The organism is Spartinivicinus ruber (genome assembly GCF_011009015.1).
GTDB lineage: Bacteria > Pseudomonadota > Gammaproteobacteria > Pseudomonadales > Zooshikellaceae > Spartinivicinus > Spartinivicinus ruber.
In genome coordinates, this window is record NZ_CP048878.1 from 3,199,642 (window position 1) to 3,219,712 (window position 20,071).

The following is a 20,071-nucleotide window of genomic DNA, read 5'->3' on the forward strand; positions in this document are numbered from 1 at the left end:
AGGTAACTGTGAAACCTGATACTAACGAAAAGCTGATTGACAAACTGTACTTTGTTATCCATTGGTCTGTTAGGTTGTTGGCTATCTTAATGGTATTTGTCATTGTTATGGGTGTCATTGATGTAGGATGGACGTTATATCAAAAACTCGTCACACCACCGCTTTACATACTGACTATATCAGACATGCTGGCAACATTTGGCGCATTTCTCGCTGTTCTGATCGCCATCGAAATATTTATTAATATTACTATTTACCTAAGAGAAGACGTTATCCATGTCAAAATTGTCATGGCAACCGCGTTAATGGCTATCGCTCGAAAAGTTATTATTATGGACCACGAGTCATCTGACCCTTATTATATTTTGGCAGTGGGCGCTGTTGTTTTAGCAATGAGTATTGGATATTGGTTAATCCATAAGCTGCCGCGAAAAAATCACTTGGAGGAGACGGCCTTACATACGGGCAGTGAAATCAAATCCCCAGCGTATCAAGCCAAACAGCACCAGTAAGCCTCCTTCCAACCGGGAAATGCGCCAGCCGCTACGCATGAATATTACAGTCACTACCACCATCGCTGTAACAGCCAGTAATGAAATACGTGCCATTGGATCAGTTGTGACGGGTTGTAACATCCCAGCTAACCCCAGCACTCCAAGCAGATTGAACAGGTCACTGCCAATGATGTTGCCTGCACTAAGTGAATAATGCCCTTTGATTACCCCTGTCAGGCTGGTGGCGATCTCGGGTGCAGAAGTACCAGCTGCCACAATAGTGACAGCAATAACCCACTGGCTGACACCAAAATCAGCGGCAATAGAAGCGGCTGCGTCCACCATCAAATGGGAGCTGGCTAGAATCATCAGCAGCCCTCCCCCCAACATCAGGCATTGTTTAAAAAGCGGGTGATTGGATGATGATAAGGCCTCTGGTGCCAGTGAATCATCACCCCGATATAACAGATACATGATGTAGAGAATCAGTCCAGTAAACATCAATGCCCCTTCAAGACGCCCCAGGTGTAGATCTAGCCCTACTACGATGGTAAGAAAAATTGTAGCGGTAGTGAGTACCAGTCCATCCCGCCAAACCAACTTAGTATTGGTTGGAATAGCTTTTACCAGGGCACAGCCACCCAAAATAAAACCTAGGTTAAAAATGTTAGAGCCAACGATGTTACCCACGGAAATATTGCCATGGCCTTTTAGCCCTGAAATCAACGTTACAGCAAATTCCGGCGCCGAGGTGCCCATGGCAACCACAGTTAAACCAATCACTAGCTCTGACAGCCCCAGTAACTTGGCTAATTGTGAAGCAGCAACCACCACCAACTGGGCGCCTTTGGCAATCAGCAGCATTGTTACCAAAACAATTAATGCATTAAGCCAAATCGGTGCGTCACTGAGCAGATTATCACTCATAAAAAGATCATTTTATCCGCAGTTAAAAGACATTTGTTGTTTAATCATAAAGCAAGTGTTGCCAACCATCCGATTACTCCGCAGGCAATCACCACCAACCAAGGGGAAGCTTTCAGAACATCAATGCTATGCGCCATTCCGGCTATTTCCACACAAGTTGAAATAGGGAGAGCAGCTCCAAATCAAAAAAACAGCCCATGGATTATCAGCAATGGTTTTATACTTTGTCATTGACAGTCTCTCACGTTTACATACTTTGTTATATGTTATGACGTTATTATGACTATATTGAGACTTGTTATTGAAAAGTCTCTATCAGCCAAACGGCAACCACATGACAGTTCATTGAAAGTATGCTTTTTGGGTAATACCACTCTCTGAAACTGATGGACCAGATAACGATTCTTCCACGCCCCCAAGTTTTTAATTAATTTAGTATATTGGGTGGTTAATGATATGTGGCGTTCCGTACAAGCAGCTGCATTAGAGCAGCAACTACCCTCTCAATCAGTGAATATCGATCAATTTAAAACCCTGATAAATAAATAGCCTCGAAAATGATGTAGAGCTTTATAAAAACAAGTACTTTGAAACGATCAATTTTCTCTCCAAAAATTATGGTTATTTAGATAGCAATACGGCAAGCCTTGAGTATTTTTTGGAACTGCTGTTTGAAGAGAATGTACTTGATATTAGCGAACAAAAAAATTAAGTATCCACAAGTGTTAGAGGCGATTAAAAAGAAATTTTATAATATAAATGCCCACATCAAGAAAAAACTTGTGTGTAAACTGAATACCTAGATCCTTTGATAGACGATGTAATGTTAAGGCAATAAGCTAAGTTCGCATTATTTTAAAGTCCAAAAAATGGGTCGAACAGGAAATGCATGGGTCATAATTGCGGATGACTCTTTCACAAAAAAATTTTAATGCGTCATCACTATTATTTAAACCGAACTTTTTAACAGAATATTTTAAATCCTGTTCTATTCTGGCTTGGTTCTGACTGGTAGGTGGGATAATTGTACAACTAATTACTCGCCCCTCGTCGTCTAATTGATAATGATGATAGATCATTCCCCTAGGTGCTTCCGTGCAATAACAGCACGCTCCAGCTTTGGGTGATACTGGTAGATGGGCATCACCGGTTGGACAGGGTTCAGTCAACAATTGTTGTGCTTCAGTTAACGCTAAAATAATTTCCACTGCCCGGGCCTGAATACTGGTAAACATATTTTGATTGGGAAAAACGACACCATTCTCATTCGCTAGTTTTTTTATCGCATCAGGCAAAATAGTAAAATTATTATTTAACCGAGCTAACGGGCCGACTAAATAATCTTTACCATCCAGTAATGAATAAAAAGCTGTTGAATGCCGCACCTGATGTTCTTTAAAATGATCAGGATATTGCCAGTAATTTAAAGTTAGCCCTTCACTAGTGGCAATGTCTCCGCCATTAATAGGGTAAATCTGAGGGTGTTTCAAGCTGACCCAAATAAAGTCATGGCTGTAGTCCGGTAATTTCAAACTGGCAGTCCAACGTAATAACTCCGTTGCAGCGGGTAGCGCTTGATCTACTTGCTGTCTGGCTGCATTCCAGTTTGCCGGCTCAGGTAGTCGACCAAAGCCACCTACCTGTAAACCCACCGGGTGTACAGAGCGCCCGCCTAATAAGGTCATCAAGGCATTGCCGGTTTCTTGGATTTGCATGCCCCGTTGCAAAATTTGTGGATGCTGCTTCGCCATGCTCAAGGCACTTTCAAATCCCAAAAAATCAGGAATGGCTAAGAAATGAATATGCAGTGAATGACTTTGAATCCACTCACCTAGGTTCATTAACCGTCTGAGTTGTACCAAGTGATCGGGTAATTCAATGCCAAACAATGCTTCAATCGCTTGAATAGACGTTAGTTGATAAGCCATTGGGCAAATCCCACAAATGCGGGCATTCAGATCTGGTACATCCTGGTAGGATTTGCCTTCCAGAAACTTTTCAAATAGTCGAGGTGGCTCAAAAATCTTTAGGTATAGCTTATCGATTGTATCGCCCTTAGCGGATAGCTCTAATGCACCTTCTCCCTCCAGACGGGTGACAAAAGGAACTTTTAAAGCAATCTTACGCTTTTTAGCCATTACTCGATTTCCTTAACCTCAATTGCACGCCAATGCTGGCTTTCTTCCCGAAAGGGTTGGCTATGGCTATGGATTGAGGCAAAACGCTGGGCAATTTCTCGTGGGACTAAACCCAGTCCAGCAAACCTGTTGGCTATGCTATGGCAGTTGGGTTGTTCTGAAGGGCCAAAACAACCATAACAGGGTCGGCCAAAAGCTGGACATAGAGCACCACACCCTGTTCGTACCACCGGACCTAGACAAGGTGCTTGTTGAGTGACCATAACACAAACTAATTGCCGGCGTTTACATTCCATACAAAGCTTTTCTGTTTCAGGCCGGGGTTTGGCACCAAACAACAGCTGGCGAATAAAATGATTCACTTGCCTGATAGTAATGGGGCAACCCCATAGTTCAAAATCCACTTTTATATGTTCAGCTACCCCAGTTGAGGTCGCTAAGGTGGCAATAAAATCAGGGCGGGTATACACCGCCTGCATCCAGGCATTACCATCAGCCATATTTCGTAACGCCTGTACTCCACCACTAGTAGCACAGGCACCAATAGTGACCACTAGCTTGCTGTTCTGGCGAATCTGTTGGGCACGTTTCAAGTCTTCTGGAGTGGAGACACTACCCTCCACAAAAGCCAAGTCCACTTTTTCATCTGGGTAGTTTAGTCCTGCTTCGATAAAGTGTTTAAAGTCAACCAGTTCAACTAGCTCAAGCAACGTGGCTCCCTGATTAAGAAAAGCCAGCTGACAACCTGAGCAAGATGTTAGCTTATGAAGGGCGACGGTTAGTTTATCTGGGTTCGTTTGCTGGCTCATGTCCTAAACCCCCGCCAACCCAAACCAGGATTTGATTTGTGGATAGTGAAATACGGGGCCATCTTTACAGACAAAATAAGGTCCTAACTGGCAATGACCACAAGAACCATGACCACACTGGAAATTCCGCTCCAGACTTAAATACACAGATTTATCGGAAACCTGATGTTTAGCCAGTTGTTTCAGGGCCGCCAACATCATAATCTCTGGGCCACACATCAGCACGGCACAATGGTTAGCGTCAAACCGAGCCAGTGCCAATAGCTCAGTCACCATTCCCAACCGCCAATGATATTTACGCTTTTTCTCTTCACTTGCTGCCAGTAATACTTGGCAATTCCCTAAGTCACGCCAACATTCGTACTGGGGCTGCCACAGTAAATCATTATGGTGCTTTACCCCTTGCAGAATTACAATTTGACCATACTTTTTGCGGTGATTTACCGCATAATTAATTGCTGCAACCACAGGCGCACAACCTAACCCAGCCGTAATGAACACTAAGTCCTGACCTTCCAGTTGGTGTAGTGGCCAGCCTTGACCAAATGGCCCACGCAAACCTAGCTGTGCCCCAATGTTCAACGCCACCAATGGCTGGGTAACCCGACCAACAGCTCGGATAGTGTGCAGCAGCAAGTTCTGTTGCCAGCCCATAATAGAGATAGGCACTTCCCCTAGCCCCAACAAATACAGCATATTGAATTGCCCAAAGGCAAAGTCGAAAGATGAGTCCGTATCCATGGCTAAGTGCAGCGTATAAATACCGGGTGACTCCTGCTGTTTATCGGCCAATGTTGCTACGATTGGTAGTTGCTGCCCTTTAGGTAAAAAGTCAGCCATCATCTGCCTCGCTCTTTAACAAAGCTTGAGCTTCCTCTACCAGGTCAATACCCACCGGACACCAGCTAATGCAGCGACCACACCCCACACAACCACTGCGGTCAAACTGCTGCTGCCAGGTAGCCAGCTTATGGGTTAACCATTGACGATAACGCTGGCTGATTTCCGGGCGGAAAACTTTCCCTACAATGTAACTATGCTGCTCACTGAAACAGGAATCCCATAGTCGTACTTGGTCGGCCTGCTGCCCTTTAACATCACTGTGTGACTCTTGCTTTGAGCAAAAACAAGTGGGACAGACCAAAGTGCAATTGCCACAGGCCAGACAGCGTTCTGCCACATCCTGCCATTGAGGATGTTCCAGCCTGTCTACCAGTTTCAGTAATTGCTGTTCGTCTGGCATGACTCGTTGCTGTTGGGTGGCACTTTGCAATTGCTGTTTAGCCTCGGATATCTGCTTTTTTTTAGTATTGGCCAGCGGTAACTGCTGCATGATTAATTCACCCTGATCACTCCCACTAGCGACCAGAAAACCTTCTTCCAATTCATCCAACAGCATATCGAACCCAAAAGTAGCAGTAGGGCCGTCACCCGTAGAGACACAAAAACAGGTACTGGCACTGCGGGCACAATTAACGGCAATGATAAATAGTTGCTGTCGCTGTGCTTGATAATATGGATCAGTAAATACCCCTTTGAGAAAATGCTGATCATGAATTTTCAGCGCTGCCAGATCACAACCTCGCAGGCCAATAAATGCCCTTGGCTGAACTTGCTCGGGTGTTTGGCGAAAACATAAGCCATCTGCTGTTTGCTCTGCCTGCCATAATGGTTGTTCAGGTTTAAACAGCCAGGGCTTAAGCGCTTGAGGGCCAGTGTTCCAGTAAAAACAACGCTGACCAGCAGTCTGTTCCAGTTGATAGCGCCCTGGGGATGTCTGTTCCTTCCAGCCTGTTGGAAGCTGCTCAAAACCCGCTAATGGCGAGAATACAATGGCACCATCCTTTACCGTTGGCCCAATCACTTCATAACCCGCTTTTGTTAGCGCTTGATACAATTCTGGAAATTGTTGCCGTGGTAAAAAGCCTTTATCCATGGGGATGGTGGGTATGCTGTGGTAAGGTTTTGATAACGGGTTTACTGGTTGTTAACCAGTGTTGCCATTCAACTAATCCCTCTCCGGTTTTTGCCGATAGTAAAAGGATTTCTGCTTGGGGGTTTAAATGGCTAATTGCCTGTTTGACTTTGGTGAGATCAAAATCTAGGTAAGGCAATAAATCAGCTTTATTGATAATCACCAGTTCACAACTGCTAAACAGGTGGGGATACTTCTCTGGCTTATCATCACCATCAGTGACAGCCATCATTGCTACTCGGTGCTGCTCCCCCAGGTCAAATAACGCGGGGCAAACCAAGTTTCCGACATTCTCAATAAACACCAGGCTACCTTTTGTAGGTACCAGAGCTGCCAAACCCACTTTGATCATTTCTGCATCCAAGTGGCAGCCAGTACCGGTGTTAATCTGCAGCGCCTTAGCGCCTAAAGCTTGGATTCGCTTGGCATCATTGAGGGTTTGCTGATCTCCTTCCAACACGGCCACTGCAGGCAATACGCCTGCTAACTTTTTCAGGGTAATTTCCAATAACTGGGTTTTACCTGCACCGGGGGTGCCCATCAGATTAATACAAGTAATACCCTGGTGGCTCAGCCACTGGCGGTTTTGCTCAGCAATTGCTTCGTTTCCTGCCAGCAAGGATTGCTGTAATTGAAGCGTATTAGAGTCAAAGTGCAGGTGACGGTGTTGGCTATCCGTACCCGGCTCGGTGAACAGGGCTTTTTCGCTTGAGCATCCACAGTAATTACACATTAGGCAAATTCCATTTCCGTCAGTATTAATTGCCTCCCCGAAATCAAAGTATAGTCATAACTCCCACAGGGGCATGGTAAGCCCAGCCTGACTAGTTCAAACAATTTCTGGCAATTATTACACCTGGCCTGACCTCTAGGGTTGTCGATAACTAGTTCAGCCTCAGCTAAATCAGCTTGCTGTTTCACTATCTCGAAACAGAACTGCAACCGGTCAGGGTCCACACAACTGAGCCCACCCACCTCAATCCAGATTTTGCGAATGTTTTTATCGGTATAAGGCCTGAGTTGCTGGAGTAGTGCCTGAATAATCGACAGTTCGTGCATAGTTCCTTATGCTTCTCGAATGATTAACAAATCCTCGGTAACTGCACGCCATGGGGCGTTTCTAACATTCGTTTTCCGCCATAAGCCGTTGATAAATAAACCATCCCTTGAGATGCCTCGGTAACCTGGCCAACTAGCCTCGCCTGTTGGCCCAGAGGGTGCGACTGCATGAGCTTTAGGGCCTGTTCCGCCTGTTGAGCTGGCACGACAAACGCTGCCATCCCCTCATTGGCAAGAAACAAAGGCTCTAAACCAAGGATTTCACAGATAGCCTGGGTTTGGGGGCGAATGGGAAGTTCAGCCTCAAATAGCTCGATAGTCACTTGGGAAGCTTTGGCGATTTCATTCAGCACTACACCCAAGCCACCACGGGTAGCATCACGCATATAGCGAATTTGTGGATATTGGGCTAACAAAGGCTGAACCAATAAAGATAACGGAGCACAATCGCTGTGGAGTTCACTGTAAAGCCCCAGGTTTTCTCTGGCTAGCATCACCGTAGCTCCGTGATCGCCTATAGAACCATTGACTAGGATTTTGTCCCCCGGTTGTGCAGCACTGACGTTAACCTGAATTCCACTGGGTATAACCCCCACCCCGGAGGTATTAATAAACACCTGATCTGCCATCCCCCGCTCGACCACTTTGGTATCCCCAGTGACTATCCTCACCCCTGCCTGTTGAGCGGTTTTTGCCATGGAGCTGGCAATGGTTTCCAACAGTTTGAGTTCAATTCCTTCTTCCAGAATAAACCCAGCGCTGAGATACAGAGGTTTAGCGCCACCTACAGCCAGGTCATTAACAGTGCCACAGACCGCTAGTTTGCCGATGTCTCCCCCTGGGAATATCAAAGGTGTCACCACAAAACTATCGGTGGTAAAAGCCAGACGATCTCCTTGGACTGTAAGCTCTGCTAAAGAAAATCGAGCTTGATCTTCTTTGGGCTGGCCTTGCAAAGGACTGTTGTCATCAAAAACACTAAGGAAAACCTCATCTATCAACTGCTGCATAGCCTGGCCACCCGCGCCGTGGGCCAGGGTAATAATGGGGGAATCCATTTTAACCAAAATCAAAGTTCTCCTTATCAAACACCCAATTTAGTTCCTTCTCCCTTTGAAAACTGTCTCAAAAGGGGCTGAAAATAAATCTGTTGCTCCATATTTATTCTCCAACAGCCTGCTACCCCAAATCAGACACAAAACTCTCGCTTATAGTGATAATAGGCTGCACATGCCCCTTCTCCCGACACCATCAGCGCCCCCTTTGGATTCTCTGGTGTACAGTGCTTGCGAAACAAAGGGCATTGGTCAGGCTTCAGTTTTCCCGTTAACACCGCATTACAGTAACCAGGGTCAGTTATTTCAGCAGAAGATAGAGACAAAACTGTGCTGCTCAGCAGCTGCGTAGCATCAAATGCCTGATAATAATCTTTAATTTTGACTCCAGAACCAGGGACTACTCCTAGTCCTCGCCATTGACTATCTACACCGTCATCAAACACGGTTGAAATAGTCTGTTGTGCTGACAAATTTCCCTCAGCGGTGACTACTCGTGCATAAGCATTTTCGATTTCGCAACGACTCTGCGCTAATTGCAAGATGAGTTGATATAGCGCCTGGAGGAAATCTACTGGCTCAAACCCTGCTATCACTAAAGGCTTTTGGAAGCATTCTGCAATGGGATGGTAAGCATTGGCCCCGATAACCATGCTGACATGGCCAGGCCCGACGAAGCCATCTAACTGGACGTCATCTCCTACCAATAATGCCATTAGGGTTGGCATGAGTCGGATGTGATGACACAAAAAACGTAAATTGCGAATGCCTTGCTGAGCAGCTGTAAGCAAAGAAAAAGCAATACTGGGTATGGTGGTATCAAAACCAATGGCGAAAAAAACCACCTGTTTATCTGGATTATTTTTCGCTAAGTCAATGGCATCTAACGGAGAATACAACACCCGTATATCCGCACCTTGCGCTTTGGCCTGCAACAAACTTTTTTTCGAGCCGAGTACCCGCAATGGGTCACCAAAGCTGGTGAAAATCACTTCTGGTTGTTCAGCAATAGCTAATGCTTGATCAATAGTTTCAACGGGTAAAACACAAACGGGGCAGCCAGGCCCATGGATAAATTCAACAGATTTGGGAAATAACTGATCTAAGCCAAATTTAAAAATAGCATGGGTATGCCCGCCGCAAACCTCCATAACCTGTAATGGACGCCCCCATTTATCAGCTAGCGGGTCCGCGACAGTCTGAATCAGCTTAATCAGTTTGGTTACCTGGCTGCTGTCACGGAAGGCACTCGTCAGCGTCATCATTGGCTATCAGGGACCATTTTCGCCAATAAATCCAAGGCTCGATCAGCTTCTTCTTGGTCAATTAGTGCCATAGCAAAACCTACATGAAGTAATACCCACTTTCCCACTAACGACTCAATAGTTTTTCCCTTTAAGGTCAACATTGCCACACTCACCTGCCGTTGTACTCCAGCAGTTTCCGCCAGAGCCAGGCTGTTTGCCAAGTCCGTAATAGCAATAATTTTTGCGGGTATGCCTAAACACATAGTGAGTAATATTCCATTTGCATTGCAAAAATATTAATAATGTTTTGACTTGTCTGCTTAGGTTTAAAGCTTATTTTAAATCATACTTATCCACTATTTCCTGATATATTCCATTTACTTTTAACTTTCGAAGCCCTTGGTTAAATACTTTTACTAAAGCTTTATTTCCCTGAATTTTTTTAGAAAATAAAACATGATAGACTGACACTTTTAGTGGCTTTGGATGATGGGTAAATAAACTGGCAACTTCTGCATTATACTTGCTATTGATAAAATAATAGCCAATATGAACATTCAAAGGGAAAAGTTTAATACGGGATACCAATAGCTTATCAAAATTAAACTCATCCTGTATTACTTCTTGAACACTTAGAATACCCGTGTCTAAAGCTTTATGAAAATTACGGCCGTAGTAGTTTTTTACCACTATTCCGATAGGGATATCTTTCAAGTCATCATAGCTTTCCCATTTAAAGGAGTAACTTTTTAAGTGAAAAAAAACCAACTTGCCTTGTAGAATCGAGTCACTGTAATAGAAAGACTTTGCTCGTTCTTCAGACCATACCCAACCCACTGCTGCATGGTAGCTGCCTTTTTTTGCACTTAAAAATGCCCTGCCAGGCGGCAAAAAATTATACTCAATATCGATATCCATCAGCTTAAAGGCAGCCGCTACAATGGAAGGTTCAACTCCATAACCAGGCAGTTTTTCTGACATATAAGGGGGATATTCAATCAAACAGATTTTGATCTTATCTGCAGCCCAACAACTTGCTCCATACGAAACAATCAAAGACCACAGTTGTATAATCCAAAACTTTTTCACTGATGATTTGTTCTACTTATGGCTTATTCAAATGCAGAATCGAATTCTTATCTACACTCCCCAATTTTTGTTAAGGCTATAGCCGCCTGCCCTAAAGCAATACCTCCATCATTACTGGGTACTTGGCTATGGGAGTAAACCACTAGTCCTAGAGCACTCAGCTCCGCTATCAGTTCACTCAGAATCAGCTGGTTTTGGAACACCCCACCACTCAATGCAACTTCATTAAATTCCAGATGCTCCTGCTCCAGCAGTTTGATTACCAATGTCTTTAACCCTTTCACCAAGCTTAGTTGAAACTTGGCGGCCAACTCAGACTGACTGATACCTTGGCTTAGTTCTTTAATCATTTGGGGCCAAATGGTAGTAGTATCCAGTAACCAGTAATCCTGATTACGACATACAGTAAATAAATAGTAATCAGTAATACCAGCATGATACGCCAAAGCCTGAGCTTCCAGCTTCATGGCTGCCTCCCCCTCAAAACTCAGTTGCTTAGGGGCTATTTCCAATAATGCAGCAACTGCATCCAATAACCGACCCACAGAGCTGGTTTGAGGGAAATTATCTGCCATATGCAGTAGCAGCTTGGCTTCTGAATTGTTTAATTGCTTCAATACAGAAAGCGCTGACTTATTACTCGATAGCGTGTGCCAATAGCCCGCTTGAGCTAACAGTGATAGTAGGTTGCGCCAGGGTTGACTGTTGGCTTTATCGCCGCCTAATAATGGAAAAGGCCGTAAATGGGCTATTCTCTGATATTGACAATAATCCCCTAATAACAACTCGCCTCCCCAGAAAGTGCCATCGTCACCAAAACCAAGGCCATCTAAAATAATGCCTAGTACGGGTTGTTGAGGTATTACTTCATTTTCAGCAAGACAGGCAGCCAAATGGGCATGGTGGTGTTGTACTTTAATCAATGGCAGTTGTGCTGTTTTAGCTAACTGCAGTCCTAGATGACTGGAAAAATAATCTGGATGTAAATCAACAGCAATTGCCTGAGGTTTTACATCTAACAAAGTTTGCAAATTAGCAACTTCAGTTCGCATAGTTTTAAAGCAATCTGGCTGAGATAGGTCACCGTTATGGGCAGACAGCATTGCCTTTCCTGCGGAGGCCAAACAAAAAGTATTTTTTAAGTCTGCACCGAATGCTAACACTACGTCATTATTAGCACTTAATTTGTCGGGTAGTTTGATTGAATCCGATACATAGCCTCTGGCCCGGCGTATCAAACGTGGTTTATTGGCAATGATTTTCACTACCGAATCATCACAGTGATGTAGAATATCTCGATTATGTAATAACCAGCCATCGACTAAATCGGTTAATGCATTCTTCGCCTGGTCATTATCAATACAAATAGGAGACCCCCTTACATTACCTGATGTCATCACCAAAGGCTGACCAAACTGTTTCAATAACAGCCAGTGTAAAGGAGAATAAGCTAGCACTACCCCAATAAATACCTGATCGGGTGCTAATAACTCAACTAATAGGGACTGATCAGAATTAAATTTTTCTTTCGCTAGCAATAAAATCGGTGCAGGAGTACTGGATAATTGCAGTTTATCCAGTGAAGTCAGTTCAAAATACTGCGTTGCTTGGCTGAGGTCGCACATCATGACTGCTAGAGGTTTTGCTGGTCGATATTTACGCTGTCTTAATGTATTAATTGCGTTACTATTGGTGGCATCACAGGTTAGTTGAAAGCCTCCAATTCCTTTTATTGCCAGTATTTTTCCTGCAGCCAGCCACTGACAATAGTGGTTGATTAACTCCTGTGTTTGGCCAGTGATTACATTATTTTTATTATCTTTTAGCCAGATGCTAGGACCGCATTTCGTACAAACAATTGATTCCGCGTGAAAACGCCGGTCAGTTGGGTTTTCATACTCTGTCGTGCATTGCTCGCACATAGGAAATTTTTCCATAATGGTACGGCATCTGTCGTAAGGTAGTGCTTTAATAATGGAAAAGCGTGGCCCACACTGAGTGCAATTAATAAAAGGATAACCATAACGTCGATTGTTTGAGTCCGTTAATTCAGTTAAGCAGGTTGAACAAACGGCTAAATCGGCAGGGAAAGTGATGCTATTACCTTGTTCTTTTCCTCCAGATATTAATTTCTTTCCATAATTTTCCAATACCTGAAAGCTGTTAGGGATTGCTTGGAAAGTACAGGTCCGCCACTGGACTTGCTCAATACAAGCCAAATCAGGACACTCTGTTTGCAGTCGATCACAAAATTGCTCAGCTAATTCAGATGTAGTTAAAAGCCTGACTTCAACCCCATAACAAGTGTTTTGAACGTCGCCCATTAGTCCCATTTCCTGAGCTAATTGGTAAACAAAGGGGCGAAATCCCACCCCTTGCACACGCCCAGTAATTAATAACAAAATACCTTTTGAGGAGGATGTACTATCAGCATATTCTTTAATTATTTTTTGATGTAACTGCTGACATACGACAGATAGTTTCTGTGTTAAGCATTTGCTTAATCCATGACTAAAGGGAGTAAAACTAGCACCACCAATCGCAAAGATATCAATGACAGGTAGTGGAGAAACCAGTAACGGCAACAAAGCTAGTAACGACTTAACCCCACCACCATGCTCAACACTTGTCATGCCAGATAAAAAGTCAGCCCCGTCACTCCCTGGCTGTACATTAGTCAAATAAACCACTTCCCCTGCTTGATGAGGGTTTTTAAAGCTATCAATCAAGATGACTCTTTGACAGTCACGAAACAATGAAGTTAGCGTTACCCCGCCAATACCACCATCGACCAACTCGACATGATCAGGCCAGGGATACTGTTTGAGTAACCCTAATGCATAATGAGCAATAGCATCATCACCATGTAATTGATTTCCAATGCCAATGATACGGACGGTTGCTGAAGTATTGTTGATTTGCTTTCCTTTGCTTATCAACGTTGCCACACCTGTTGTGGTGATTAAGGCTGCAACTGCAGCTTAATCAGTCGTTTAAAGTAACGCGCTATGGGGATATCCATTTCACGCTCCAAGGCTTTTGCTTTGGCTTCGTATAATTTCAAATCTAACTTTAACTTACTTTTTCCACACAGAATAATTCGGTTTTCAGTGGAGCCTGCCAAGCATAAATACACTTCAGGGTATTGTGCACAAAGGTCGTGAAAAAATGACTCATTGAAATTAGGCTCTTGATGATAGTTAATAATCAACCAGCCATTGTCACTTAATAATGCAAAACTATCTTCAACAAATTTTTTTCTTTTCTGATAAATATGCATCCCCAATGCCTGGTAAATATCTGCAAATATAATATTAGTGCTGCCTTTTTTCGCTTGAGGTAGATATTTTTGCGCATCAGCATGAGTGACTGTAAGCCGAGTATCACTAGGTAGTAGAAAATACTTGAAAGCAACATCAATTACCATTTGCCTTAGCTCAATAACCTGTATCTCAACCATTGGTAGGAAGTGGTGAAGACAACTGGCCAAGCTACCGCCACCTAGCCCTAACAAAGTCACATGTTTGGGAGTGACGAAAGTTAACCCGATTAACATCGCTTGTAGATACTCATAAACCAGTGAATAGGGCTTTGCAATCAACACACAACTTTGTTCATAGACTGAGTCAAAGGTTAAGATACGACTGCCAGCATGCTCTAACACAATTACCCGTCCATATTCATCTTCATTTCGGTATAACTCGATAACGCTGGTTGCTCCTGTAAAATCTGTAATGAGCTTTTTTATTTTTTGTAACATACTTGTTGGCTTTAAAAACATTATGTACAACAATTACTACCTAGTTTAGGCTGAATTTAGTAACTTTAATTACTGAACTGGAGTTGTATGAGTAGGTAGTGCAATCGAAATAACTGCAGTGATACCAACAAACAGAGCAGATAACCATAAACAAGCTGTAAGCCCAACTGTTTGGTAAATCCAGCCCGATAGTACTGTACCTACCAGCCGTCCCATTGCGTTTGCCATATAGTAAAAACCCACATCAAGGGATACGCCATCTTCACTGGCATAACTCACAATCAAATAACTGTGCAATGATGAGTTAATGGCAAATAATCCTCCAAATATTAGCAGCCCTCCTAATAGCCCTGCTAAAGGGTAAATGCTGAAGGTGAGAGACAGAGCAATCAATACAGGGATAACCAATAGTATAGAGGCCCATACCAAGGCGGTTTTGCCATCAGGCACATGCTGGGCGTCTTTACCTGTCAGTTTCGGAGCAATGGACTGAACAAACCCATAGCCAATTACCCATAAGGCTAAAAAGCCGCCCACATGCCAATGACCCCAATTAAAAGTAACGGCTAAGTACACTGGTAGTGCAACGACAAACCAAACATCACGGGCACCAAACAAAAACAACCGTGCAGCTGAAAGTGCGTTAACAGCTCGGCTTTTTGAGAAAATATCGCTGAATTTAGGTTTATTGGTCGCCTTTCCTAAATCCTTTTTCAACATGACCAGGCTAAACAGCCAGGCCAGCGCTAGCAGGATGACCATTACCCCAATTGCTCCTTGAAAACCAAGCAGCGAGAGCAAAGCGCCCCCTAAAAAAAAGCCTACCCCTTTAAGTGTGTTCTTTGAGCCAGTCAAGATAGCGACCCATTTATATAGGATATTTTGAGCGTGACTGGGTACTAATAGCTTAATGGCACTTTTAGCACTCATTTTATTTAGGTCTTTCGCAATACCTGATAATGCTTGTGCAGCCATAACCCAAGGAACAGTTAGCCAACTGGTTGGTACCAGCAACATGCTCAAAGCAATGACTTGCATCGCTAAACCAATATTCATGGTTTTATTTAAACCAAGAAAAGCACCTAACCAACCACCGACTAAATTGGTAACGACGCCAAAAAACTCGTAAAACAAAAACAGCAAGGCTATTTCAAGTGGTGTGTACCCCAAGCCATGAAAATGGAGTACAACCAACATCCGTAGTGTCCCATCGGTCAAGGTGAAGGCCCAGTAGTTGCCAGTAACCAGGAGGTACTGGCGAATAACCGGGGGTAAGCTGGCTAATCCTCCCATTTGCGGTCTACTCCTGGCCCACCATTCGCACCAGCTCTACTGTGCGGTTTACATAGCCCCACTCATTGTCATACCAGGCATAAATTTTCACTTGTGTATTGTTTACAACCATTGTTGAAAGCGCATCAACTATGCTTGAGCGAGGATCGGTTTTATAGTCGATTGAAACCAAGGGCCTCTCTTCATATCCTAAAATTCCCTGTAACTCATTGTCAGCGGCTGATTTCAGTAACTGGTTGACTTCTATTACATCCGTTGCTCGCTCTACTTCGAAGACGCAATCCGTTAACGAAGCATTAGCCAAAGGCACACGCACAGCATGGCCATTCAGCTTACCTTTCAGTTCCGGAAAAATATGGGTGATTGCCGTGGCTGAGCCAGTTGTCGTTGGGATTAAGCTCGTGCCGCAAGCACGGGCACGTCGTAAGTCTTTATGAGGTGCATCAAGAATGGTTTGGGTATTAGTCAGGTCATGGATAGTCGTCATTGAGCCATGCTTTATGCCTAACTGTTCATGGATCACTTTAACCACTGGAGCTAAGCAATTGGTGGTACAAGAAGCCGCCGTCACAATCCGGTGCTGATTAGCATCATATAGGCGGTGGTTAACCCCCATCACAATGTTTAAGACACTAGGCTCTTTAACAGGTGCCGTCACCACTACCCGTTTGACACCCTGGGCTAAAAACGCCTCTAACTGGACGGTTTGCTTCATTTTGCCAGAGGCCTCAATGACCACATCGCAGTCAGACCAATCGGTATCACTGACTGCCTGGTTACGGGTACAATGAATACGCTGATTACCCACTACAAGATGCTCACCCTCACTGATAGCCTCACAATCCCAGCGGCCATGAATGGAATCGAAGTTCAGTAAGTGAGCCAGAGTGGCTGCATCCCCTGCAGGATCATTGATATGCACAAACTCAATATCTTCCCAATCAAACGCTGCTCTAAAAGACAGACGCCCCATGCGGCCAAAGCCATTAATGCCTACTTTAATTGGCATAGTTAACCTCTCAATTGCTGTTAAGGCACAACAAAAAACTGCTATTTAGTCAATTAGTGAGAAAACCTATAAGCACCTCTATATATGGATTTTCGTATATAAAGGGATAAAATTTTTTTAGCAGCATGCACTAGCGCGCTCAGGCCGGCTTCCCATCTTGCATAGGTTCTGTAAGTTCTCTTTTAAGAAGCCCTGGTTAGCCTCAGTGGTTTGTTGTAACACAGCCTTTGCCCAACTAGGTAAGTTTGGGTTAATCCGGTAAAACACCCAAAGCCCTTGGCGGCGATCAAGCAACAGGTTGCACTGACGGAGTTGAGCTAGATGGCGGGATACTTTAGGCTGAATCTCTTGTAAGGCTTCAGTCAGCTCACAAACACACAATTCCCCTTCTCGCTCAATTAACATTAAGCAGCGAAGTCGCGTTTCGTCTGACAGGCATTTATAGAACTGAACAGGGTTCATCACGTGGCGCTCTGTTAGTTAGCTTAAAACCAATAGTAAGACATAAAACTATATACGGTAAATAGTATATATGAAAAACCATATGTAATAGTAAATAACAAAGCCATACAAAGCACATGCTTGAGTAGCTAGCTGATAAAGGTTTCGACAAACATTTCCCATTGACTCTAGAGTTAGCTCTAGGGTTTACACTTTTTAATAGTAATTATCAACGGGTAAATGTTAGGTATTGAGATGGGGCATCATTGTCATCACGACCACGGGGCAGGGTCAAATTTCCGGGCGTTATTTATTGCTTTTATAATTACCACAGGCTTTATGGTAATTGAAGTTATTGGCGGTTTAATTGCTGGCTCGTTAGCCCTAATCGCTGATGCTGGCCACATGCTGACTGACAGTTTCGCATTAGCCCTGGCTTTAGTCGCCATCCGCTTAGCTAAGCGGACACCGGATGATAAGCGCAGCTTTGGCTATCAACGCTTTACCACCTTAGCTGCCTTTATTAATGCCGCAAGTTTACTGCTGATTGTAGGTTGGATTCTGATTGAGGCTGTTCAACGGTTTATCGAGCCTCAACCGGTGATGGGCCCGACTATGTTAGTGATTGCAATCGTGGGCTTTGCTGTCAACCTGCTTGCGTTTTGGTTATTACACCGTGGCCAACAACAAAATATCAATATCCGTGCGGCCACTTTACATGTACTTGGTGACTTGTTGGGCTCTGCTGCAGCGATCATTGCAGCGGTCATTATCATTGTAACGGGTTGGACGCCCATTGACCCTATTCTGTCTGTGGTGGTGTCTTTGCTTGTTCTCCGCAGTGCTTGGGCGTTACTTAAAGAAACCAGCCATGAGCTATTAGAAGGAGTACCAAGCAGTCTGAATACCGAGCAGATTGTCCAGAAAATGCCCAATGAGCTGGAGGGTGTGATTAATGTACATCATGTCCATGCCTGGCAGTTGGGTAGCGAACAATTATTAGTGACATTGCATGTGCATGCAGATGGCAGCCAATATCACGATAAGCTATTAGCGACCATCCATGCGTGGTTATATAAACAATTTGGCATCCAACATGCCACAGTACAGCTTGAATATGATCAATGTGAGCAGTTTGATTGTGGACCGCTACCATCCCACTCTCATTGATTACTCCACACTGCTTTTGGCTGACTGTTTTAGCATATTTTCTTCCAAGCGTTGTTCCAGGTGCTCACAGCGTTCTTCCAAGAAATTCAGTTGGCCTTTTACTTGCGCATAAGCAATTTCAGCCTGTTGAGCTTTGGCTCGTTCATTAGCAACCTGTTGGCTGAGTTTTTCTTGTTGATTAAACAGGTGGTCTTCACGATGCTGGGAGTTTTCTAAGGTTTCTTTCGCCACTACCATTTCCGCTTGGGCTCTGACCAGCTGATTCCCCATCTCCTGTAACTGCTTGGCTAGCTCCCCTACTTCATTGCGCAGTTTGGCCTGTTCTTCACTGGATTTTTTCTCTAACTGTTTGTAAGCCGTGCGCTGATCATCCAGTTGCTGATAAAGCTTATTTTCGTTTCCTTCGTAAATCTGGCTAATCCGGTCAACTTCACCTTTAAGGCGCGCCTCTTGAGCTTTTAAGTCAGCTTCATGTTTCACTGACAATTGGGCCATCTCTTCCCGAAGCTCATTACGCTTGCTTTGCTCTTGCTCTAGTTGTTGTTTAAGCTCCAGTCGTTCTGTACGTAACTGGCTCAGTTCAGTACGTTTGTTATCAATATGGCGCTCGCGTTCAGCCACTGTTTCCCGTAAGTCAGAGAGCTGCTCTGTCAGATGCTCCACTTGTTTCAGCAGCGTATCTCTTTCTCCTGCCACTGTAGTCAGTTGATTACTTAAAGACTCGATTTCATCCTGATAACTATCTACCTTTTTTTCAGCAGCCTGCTGATATTTGTGCTTTAACTGCTGACACCAGTTATTAAGGCCTGCCAATAGCTCGTGGTCTAAGTGCTCAAGGCCTGAGAGTCGTCCATCCAGCACCCGCCACTCCTGAATCCAAGGGCCAATTTTTGAGAATGAGCCCCCAGTGATGGCTTGTACATCCGCTTGCCTCACTTGCCCTTGTTCGGATTGTAGTTGGCGACAGGCGGAGAAAACCGCTTCTTTTGTTACAACACTGGCCACTTATATTTACCTTTTATTTCATTAGTCAGTTTAGCTTGAATATTTCAATATGTTTGCCACATCTTGCGGGCTAACAGCTGTTTTTAGCTATTGATAGACATAGCGCTGCACTGTATATCGTCATTAACAAACCCTCTAGTTTCTTGTGTGGCTCTCTTGTTCCATCCCTATTCCTCTTTCAGTTTTTTTCTTTAAGGGCTCGATTAAGCATGACAATTCAGTCCTTCAAGGGCCCTAACAGCCATTTCTGTGAATTATCTATCATTTCTCTGAGTTTGTACAGAATACGATAATACTAAATACCATAATACGTAATACTTTATTTGATATTATAATATCAAATAAAACTGAAACCCTCCGATAACATTAGTTATCGGAGGGTTTTTAAATAACAGTGCAGCTAATATTACTCAGAGCAAGAATGGAAAGAGTAGTGAATGAGTAAGTGAGCATAAAAGTAACTATGAGGTACTGTTGTATGTGCAGAAACCATCTGCATAGTACAAATAATCGACAGCTATTTTAGATAGCTTTCGTCCTTTTTCATTGGCGAGCTATGCTTTTAAACACTAACAGTCAGGTTAAATGAATCTAGATCGA

The 20,071-nt window shown here is 43.9% G+C and carries 18 protein-coding genes and 1 pseudogene; 2 read left to right on the forward strand and 17 right to left on the reverse strand.

Translation table 11 applies throughout. The annotated features are described in order from the left end of the window. Positions 1–8: 8 nt before the first annotated feature. Complete coding sequence (locus G4Y78_RS14855; RefSeq protein WP_163833767.1) at positions 9–512, forward strand: phosphate-starvation-inducible PsiE family protein; 504 nt, start codon at positions 9–11, stop codon at positions 510–512. Here the strand turns inward: G4Y78_RS14855 and G4Y78_RS14860 are convergent. From G4Y78_RS14860 to G4Y78_RS14935, 16 genes and pseudogenes are all read right to left on the reverse strand, one after another. Continuing rightward, positions 456–1,421 (reverse strand): calcium/sodium antiporter, encoded by a 966-nt coding sequence (locus G4Y78_RS14860; protein ID WP_163833768.1) that lies wholly within the window; start codon positions 1,419–1,421, stop codon positions 456–458. The two genes, G4Y78_RS14855 and G4Y78_RS14860, sit on opposite strands and share 57 nt — an antisense overlap. A gap of 929 nt (positions 1,422–2,350) precedes the next feature. Continuing rightward, positions 2,351–3,559 (reverse strand): annotated as a pseudogene (locus G4Y78_RS14865) (Ni/Fe hydrogenase subunit alpha); the annotation flags it as partial. Further along, on the reverse strand, positions 3,559–4,368 hold the full coding sequence (locus tag G4Y78_RS14870; protein WP_163833770.1) for an NADH-quinone oxidoreductase subunit B family protein: 810 nt from the start codon (positions 4,366–4,368) through the stop codon (positions 3,559–3,561). The gene G4Y78_RS14870 and the pseudogene G4Y78_RS14865, both read right to left, overlap by 1 nt. A 3-nt stretch (positions 4,369–4,371) precedes the next feature. Next, a complete protein-coding gene (locus tag G4Y78_RS14875) occupies positions 4,372–5,211 on the reverse strand; it encodes an FAD/NAD(P)-binding protein (protein ID WP_230425596.1) in 840 nt (279 codons plus the stop codon). Beyond that, entirely contained in the window at positions 5,201–6,304 is a 1,104-nt protein-coding gene (locus G4Y78_RS14880) for a 4Fe-4S dicluster domain-containing protein (protein ID WP_163833771.1), read from the reverse strand. The genes G4Y78_RS14875 and G4Y78_RS14880 overlap by 11 nt, the downstream gene beginning before the upstream one ends. Next, complete coding sequence (gene hypB / locus G4Y78_RS14885; RefSeq protein ID WP_163833772.1) at positions 6,297–7,076, reverse strand: hydrogenase nickel incorporation protein HypB; 780 nt, start codon at positions 7,074–7,076, stop codon at positions 6,297–6,299. The genes G4Y78_RS14880 and hypB overlap by 8 nt, the downstream gene beginning before the upstream one ends. Further along, a complete protein-coding gene (locus tag G4Y78_RS14890; protein WP_163833773.1) occupies positions 7,076–7,402 on the reverse strand; it encodes a hydrogenase maturation nickel metallochaperone HypA/HybF in 327 nt (108 codons plus the stop codon). Before G4Y78_RS14890 ends, hypB begins: the two co-directional genes overlap by 1 nt. 23 nt (positions 7,403–7,425) lie before the next feature. After that, positions 7,426–8,460, reverse strand: a complete 1,035-nt coding sequence (gene hypE / locus G4Y78_RS14895) for a hydrogenase expression/formation protein HypE (RefSeq protein WP_163836484.1) — start codon at positions 8,458–8,460, stop codon at positions 7,426–7,428. Between the two features lie 131 nt (positions 8,461–8,591). Next, the gene (gene hypD / locus G4Y78_RS14900) at positions 8,592–9,722 is read right to left on the reverse strand and encodes a hydrogenase formation protein HypD (protein ID WP_230425597.1); all 1,131 of its coding nucleotides are present in this window, start codon (positions 9,720–9,722) and stop codon (positions 8,592–8,594) included. Continuing rightward, positions 9,719–9,967, reverse strand: coding sequence for a HypC/HybG/HupF family hydrogenase formation chaperone (locus tag G4Y78_RS14905; protein WP_163833774.1), 249 nt, complete (start codon positions 9,965–9,967; stop codon positions 9,719–9,721). The genes hypD and G4Y78_RS14905 overlap by 4 nt, the downstream gene beginning before the upstream one ends. Positions 9,968–10,037: 70 nt before the next feature. Further along, positions 10,038–10,793: a substrate-binding periplasmic protein gene (locus tag G4Y78_RS14910; protein ID WP_163833775.1), complete on the reverse strand. Its 756-nt coding sequence runs from the start codon at positions 10,791–10,793 to the stop codon at positions 10,038–10,040. 47 nt (positions 10,794–10,840) lie between these two features. Continuing rightward, positions 10,841–13,732 carry a carbamoyltransferase HypF gene (gene hypF / locus G4Y78_RS14915; protein ID WP_163833776.1) on the reverse strand — a complete coding sequence of 964 codons (2,892 nt, stop codon included), beginning with the start codon at positions 13,730–13,732 and terminating at the stop codon, positions 10,841–10,843. Between the two features lie 23 nt (positions 13,733–13,755). Then, the gene (locus tag G4Y78_RS14920) at positions 13,756–14,553 is read right to left on the reverse strand and encodes a spermidine synthase (RefSeq protein ID WP_163833777.1); all 798 of its coding nucleotides are present in this window, start codon (positions 14,551–14,553) and stop codon (positions 13,756–13,758) included. Positions 14,554–14,622: 69 nt separating this feature from the next. Next, positions 14,623–15,846, reverse strand: coding sequence for an organoarsenical effux MFS transporter ArsJ (gene arsJ / locus G4Y78_RS14925; protein WP_163833778.1), 1,224 nt, complete (start codon positions 15,844–15,846; stop codon positions 14,623–14,625). Between the two features lie 7 nt (positions 15,847–15,853). Then, a complete protein-coding gene (locus tag G4Y78_RS14930) occupies positions 15,854–16,855 on the reverse strand; it encodes an ArsJ-associated glyceraldehyde-3-phosphate dehydrogenase (RefSeq protein WP_163833779.1) in 1,002 nt (333 codons plus the stop codon). A 117-nt stretch (positions 16,856–16,972) separates the two neighbouring features. After that, positions 16,973–17,317, reverse strand: a complete 345-nt coding sequence (locus G4Y78_RS14935) for a metalloregulator ArsR/SmtB family transcription factor (protein ID WP_163833780.1) — start codon at positions 17,315–17,317, stop codon at positions 16,973–16,975. 234 nt (positions 17,318–17,551) lie between these two features. Between G4Y78_RS14935 and G4Y78_RS14940 the strand changes: the two genes are divergently transcribed. Continuing rightward, entirely contained in the window at positions 17,552–18,466 is a 915-nt protein-coding gene (locus G4Y78_RS14940; protein WP_163833781.1) for a cation diffusion facilitator family transporter, read from the forward strand. Here G4Y78_RS14940 and G4Y78_RS14945 read toward each other — a convergent pair whose 3' ends face one another. After that, positions 18,467–19,471, reverse strand: coding sequence for a DNA-binding protein (locus G4Y78_RS14945; protein WP_163833782.1), 1,005 nt, complete (start codon positions 19,469–19,471; stop codon positions 18,467–18,469). Between the last annotated feature and the right edge of the window lie 600 nt (positions 19,472–20,071).